Origin of the sequence: Streptomyces sp. NPDC005195 (assembly GCF_040608315.1) — a bacterium.
Lineage (GTDB): Bacteria > Actinomycetota > Actinomycetes > Streptomycetales > Streptomycetaceae > Streptomyces > Streptomyces kaempferi.
In genome coordinates, this window is record NZ_JBEXHZ010000170.1 from 1 (window position 1) to 4,362 (window position 4,362).

The 4,362-nt window shown below is 71.4% G+C and carries 4 protein-coding genes; all 4 read left to right on the top strand.

Going from position 1 to position 4,362, the window contains the following annotated elements; all coding sequences use genetic code 11:
- The first annotated feature begins 104 nt into the window (after nucleotides 1-104).
- The 4 genes from ABZV34_RS37330 to ABZV34_RS37345 all read left to right on the top strand — a co-directional run bounded on the left by ABZV34_RS37330 (nucleotide 105) and on the right by ABZV34_RS37345 (nucleotide 4,263).
- Complete coding sequence (locus ABZV34_RS37330) at nucleotides 105-1,541, top strand: GAF domain-containing SpoIIE family protein phosphatase (protein ID WP_356287090.1); 1,437 nt, start codon at nucleotides 105-107, stop codon at nucleotides 1,539-1,541.
- Between the two features lie 209 nt (nucleotides 1,542-1,750).
- Complete coding sequence (locus ABZV34_RS37335) at nucleotides 1,751-2,434, top strand: TetR/AcrR family transcriptional regulator (protein WP_356287093.1); 684 nt, start codon at nucleotides 1,751-1,753, stop codon at nucleotides 2,432-2,434.
- Nucleotides 2,431-3,195, top strand: a complete 765-nt coding sequence (locus tag ABZV34_RS37340) for an SDR family oxidoreductase (RefSeq protein WP_356287096.1) — start codon at nucleotides 2,431-2,433, stop codon at nucleotides 3,193-3,195. The genes ABZV34_RS37335 and ABZV34_RS37340 overlap by 4 nt, the downstream gene beginning before the upstream one ends.
- A 189-nt stretch (nucleotides 3,196-3,384) precedes the next feature.
- Complete coding sequence (locus ABZV34_RS37345) at nucleotides 3,385-4,263, top strand: ABC transporter substrate-binding protein (RefSeq protein WP_356287099.1); 879 nt, start codon at nucleotides 3,385-3,387, stop codon at nucleotides 4,261-4,263.
- The last annotated feature ends 99 nt before the right edge of the window (nucleotides 4,264-4,362 follow it).

Sequence of the window (4,362 nt, forward strand, 5' to 3'; positions counted from 1 at the left end):
GCTCCCTCGACCTCGAGGGCAGATTCACCTAAGTCAGCGCCACCGCCGCCGCACTCCTCGGCGGCAGCGTCCCCGATCTGATCGGCACGCGCCCCTGGCAGTCGTTGTCCTGGTGCGCCGACCCTTCCTTCGAGGACCACTACCGCGCCGCCGTGGTCAGCCGGGAGCCCGGCTACTACACCGCCATGGTCCCGCCGGACCGGTGGCTCGCGTTCGAGCTCTATCCCGACGGATCCGGGGTGAGCGTCCGCGTCTCACCCACCGATCCGGACCGGGCCCCGCCGGGAGCGCCCGCCAGGACGGGGACCCTCCAGGGCGAGCCGATCCGGCTGGGCGAGGTCTACCGGGTACTGCACCTGGCCGCCGCCCTCTCCGAAGCCGTGGGCGTGTGCGACGTGATCGATCTGATCACCGAGGAGATGCTGCCGGCCTTCGGGGCCCGGACCGTGGCCCTGCTCGCGGCCGAGGACGGCCGTATGCGGGTCATCGGCTGCCGCGGATACCAGGCCCGTCTCCTGAATCAGTTCGACGGAGCGCCGCTGACCCTGCCGATACCCGCGGTCCGGGTCCTCACCACCGGCGTGCCCAGTTTCTTCACCACCTTCGAGGAGCTGTCCCGGGCCTATCCGGCCGTCCTCCCCCAGGACGGTCTGCGTGCCTGGGCCTTTCTGCCACTGATCGCCTCCGGGCGCCCGCTGGGTTCGTGCGTGTTCGCCTTCGACAGTCCCCGCTCATTCCCCGCCGGGCAGCGGGTCGTCTTCACCGCACTCGCGGGGCTGATCGCGCAGGCGCTGGAAAGGGCCCGCCTCTACGACACCAGCAAGGAGCTCGCGCAGACCCTCCAGGCGGCTCTGCTCCCCGACTCGCTGCCCGACCTTCCCGGACTGGACGCGGCCGCCCGCTATCTCCCCAGCGTCCGCGGCATGGACATCGGCGGCGACTTCTACGATCTGGTCCGGGTGGACGACACCACCGCGGCCGCGGTCATCGGCGACGTCCAGGGCCACAACGCCACCGCCGCCGCACTCGTGGGCCGCGTACGCCCCGCCATCCGCTCCCAGGCCCTCGCCGGGGCCACACCGGCCCACGCCCTCACGCAGGCCAACCGCCTGCTGGTCGACATGGACCCGGGCCGGTTCGTCAGCTGTCTGTACGCCCATCTCGACCTCGCACACCATCGGGCCGTCCTGGCCACCGCCGGTCATCCCCCGCCGGTTGTACGCCACCCGGACGGACGCGCCGAGGTCCTCGCCCTGCCCCCCGGACTGCTGCTCGGCATCGACCCCGACGCGGACTTTCCCTCCACCGAGATCCCGCTGGCGCCCGGCACCGTCCTCGCCCTGTACACCGACGGACTCGTCGAGACTCCCGGAGTCGATCTGGACGACGCCATGAGCGGACTGGCCGCCCAACTCGCCCAGGCCGACCGGCCTCAGCCCATGGACCGCCTCGCCACAGCCCTGATCGACCATGCGCGACAGACCGCGACCCGGACGGACGACATCGCCCTGCTGCTGATCGGGCTCGCCACCGCCGGATAGGACACCCGCAGGTCCGGCCGACGGCCGGCGGCCGGACCGGTCACCGTGCGCGGCGCGCCCCTTGGGTCCGGCGCGTGTGCCCGCACCGGAAGGTCGTCCGGTGTCCGCGATGGCGCCATGACCTCCTTCGTCTCGGTCTCCTTCTCCGCTTCGGCCGCACTCTTCCGCCCGTCCGGCATGCCTTGACAGCGGAGGAACGGAAAGCAAGCATGGAAACCATGGAAACTAAATCAGTTTCGCAAGTTTCCGAGGATGGCGAGCGGCGCGCCGATGTGATCGTGGAGGCTGCCGGCCGGCTGTTCTTCGCCCCGGGTTTCGCCCGGGTGAGCATGGACGATCTCGCCCGCGAACTCGGGATGAGCAAGAAGACGATCTACCGGCACTTCCCGGACAAGCGCAGCCTGCTGACCGCGGTGCTCGACCGGCAGTTCGCCGCGGTGGAGGCCACGCTGGTGGCGGCCGCCGAGCAGACGGAAGGCCAGCCGTTCGGTGCGCGGGTGCAGCAGTTCCTGCTCGGGGCGGGCAGCGAGCTCGGACGTATCGGCGCGGCCCAACTCGCCTCGGGCCGAGGTGATGTGATGCTCCGCCAGTACGTGGAGCAGCGTGTGGACGCGGTGGTCTACGGGCGGCTCGACGAACTGTTCCGGGAAGGGCACCGGCAGGGACTGCTGCCCGCGCCGCCCGAGTTGCTCAGTGAGATCACCCGCGGCGCGGTGGAGCGGCTGCTCAGCTCCCAGTTGCCGCGCGAACTCGACTGGACCGCGGCCGATCTGCTGCGGGCGACCGTCGACACCGTGCTCTACGGGGCGATACGCCCGGCGCACCCCGACGGCGAACGACGCGAGGCGGTCATTCCGACAGCCCGCGATGACGAGCAGGAGGTGAACTCATGACCGGGGCTACCGGCAGGGTCGCATTGGTGACAGGGGCCAGCAGCGGAATCGGTGCGGCCACCGCGGGCCTTCTGGCCGCGCGGGGGATGCGCGTGGTGGTCAACTACCTCAGCAATGCCACGGCGGCCGAGGAGGTCGTGGCCGGCATCGAGGCCGCTGGCGGCCACGCCATGGCCGTACAGGCCGACGTGCGCGAGGTGGCGGCGATCGAGAGCATGGTCGAGCAGGTCCGGGCGGCATGGGGCGGCGTGGACGTGCTCGTGCACAACGCGTTGATCCCGTTCGCGGTCAAGTCGTTCCAGGACATGACGTGGGACGAACTGGGCGGCAAGCTCGACGCGGAGATGCACGCGGCGTTCGCGGTCACGAAAGCGGTCCTGCCCGCCATGGCGGAACAGGGCTGGGGACGTGTCGTCTACATCAGTACCGGCCTCAGCCGCCGGCCGCGGGAGAACATGATCGCCCTGGGCACGGCCAAGGCCGCCCTGGAGCAGTTCGCCCGGTACGTCGCCCAGGAACTGGGCCCGCAGGGCATCACGGTCAACATCGTCGCGGCAGGCCCGGTGGAGGACACCCGCATGGCCCGCATGACGGACGTGTTCGACGACGCGCACAAACAGCGGCAGATCGCCGCCACTCCTCTGGGCCGCCTCGCCCACCCGGACGACGTCGCCCAGGCGATCGCCTTCTACGCCGCCGAGGACAACTCCTTCATGACCGGCACCACGGCCGCGGTCAACGGCGGGATGGCCATGTACTGACGCCCGGCCGTCGCCCTGCGTGCAGGGGAACATACCCCCCGGATCCGGCATTCGGCATTCGGCTTTCGGCATTCGGCATTCGGCCGCGCCACTTCCAGCACACCGTCACCCCAGCACCAGGGGCCGCGGAGCCCTCCGCCCGCGGCACGCGCGGGCGCAGCGCGGCCACACGATCAAGGAAAGGCGTTCATGCACACGATCGATCTCGCCTACGTCGGGCGGGGCCTGCACGAGGAACTGGCCGCCTACATCGCCGACCAGCAGGACTACTACGCCGACGAGGGCGTCCACGTCGCACTGCGCGACGGCTGCACCTGGGACGACGAGCGGCTGCGTCGCGGCGCGACCATCGGACTCGGCCGGGCCCTGCTGTCCCGCCTGACCGACGGCACGCCCTGGGTCGCGCTCAACGTCAACACCACCCGCCCGCTGTTCTGGTTCCTCGCCCGCCCCGGCCTGACCTCCCTGGCCGACCTGGCCGGACGGCGACTGGCGGTCCACGCCCCGCACACCGCACCCGGATGTTTCACCCGGATCGTGCTGCGCCGGGCCGGTCTCGACCCGGACCGCGACATCGACACCGTCGTCCGGCCGCCCGGCGACTACGGCATGGATCTGCGCATGCTGCACGAGGGCAAGATCGACGCCGCCCTGGTCGGCAGCACCATGGCACCGGAAGCCGTGGCCGCCGAACACGGCTGGCGGGTACTGGCATGGGTCGGCGACCACTTCCGGATCCCCACCGTGGGCCTGGCCGTCGACCCCACGTACACGGACCCGGACGGTCCCGCGGTCCAGGCCGTCCTACGGGCCCACCGGCGCGCTCTGGAGGTGATCCACAACGACCCCGAGACCACGGTGCGGCACATGCAGACGTTCCTCGGCGGACACACCGCGGACGAAGTCCGGGCCCACTACGACGCGTTCATCGCTCCGCACTTCACGACCGACGGCCAAGCCGATCTGACCGTGGGCGCCACCGCGATCACCGCGGTCGCCGCCGAACTCGGCGTCCCCGCCACCGTCACCGCGGCCGAGTTCTACCGCACCGCGGCCACCACACCGTAGGGACGGCAGAGGGCGCCGGCAACCTCTTGGGCGGTCACCGGGCGCCCGTACGTCGATCGGGCGGCCGGGCGGCGACCGGGCGGCCAAGGCGCCGCGTTC

What these genes read in the sequence shown, in the direction of transcription:
- ABZV34_RS37335 (WP_356287093.1), top strand. Translation starts at nt 1,751, where the DNA reads ATGGAAACCATGGAAACTAAATCAGTTTCGCAAGTTTCCGAGGATGGC.
- ABZV34_RS37340 (WP_356287096.1), top strand. Translation starts at nt 2,431, where the DNA reads ATGACCGGGGCTACCGGCAGGGTCGCATTGGTGACAGGGGCCAGCAGC.
- ABZV34_RS37345 (WP_356287099.1), top strand. Translation starts at nt 3,385, where the DNA reads ATGCACACGATCGATCTCGCCTACGTCGGGCGGGGCCTGCACGAGGAA.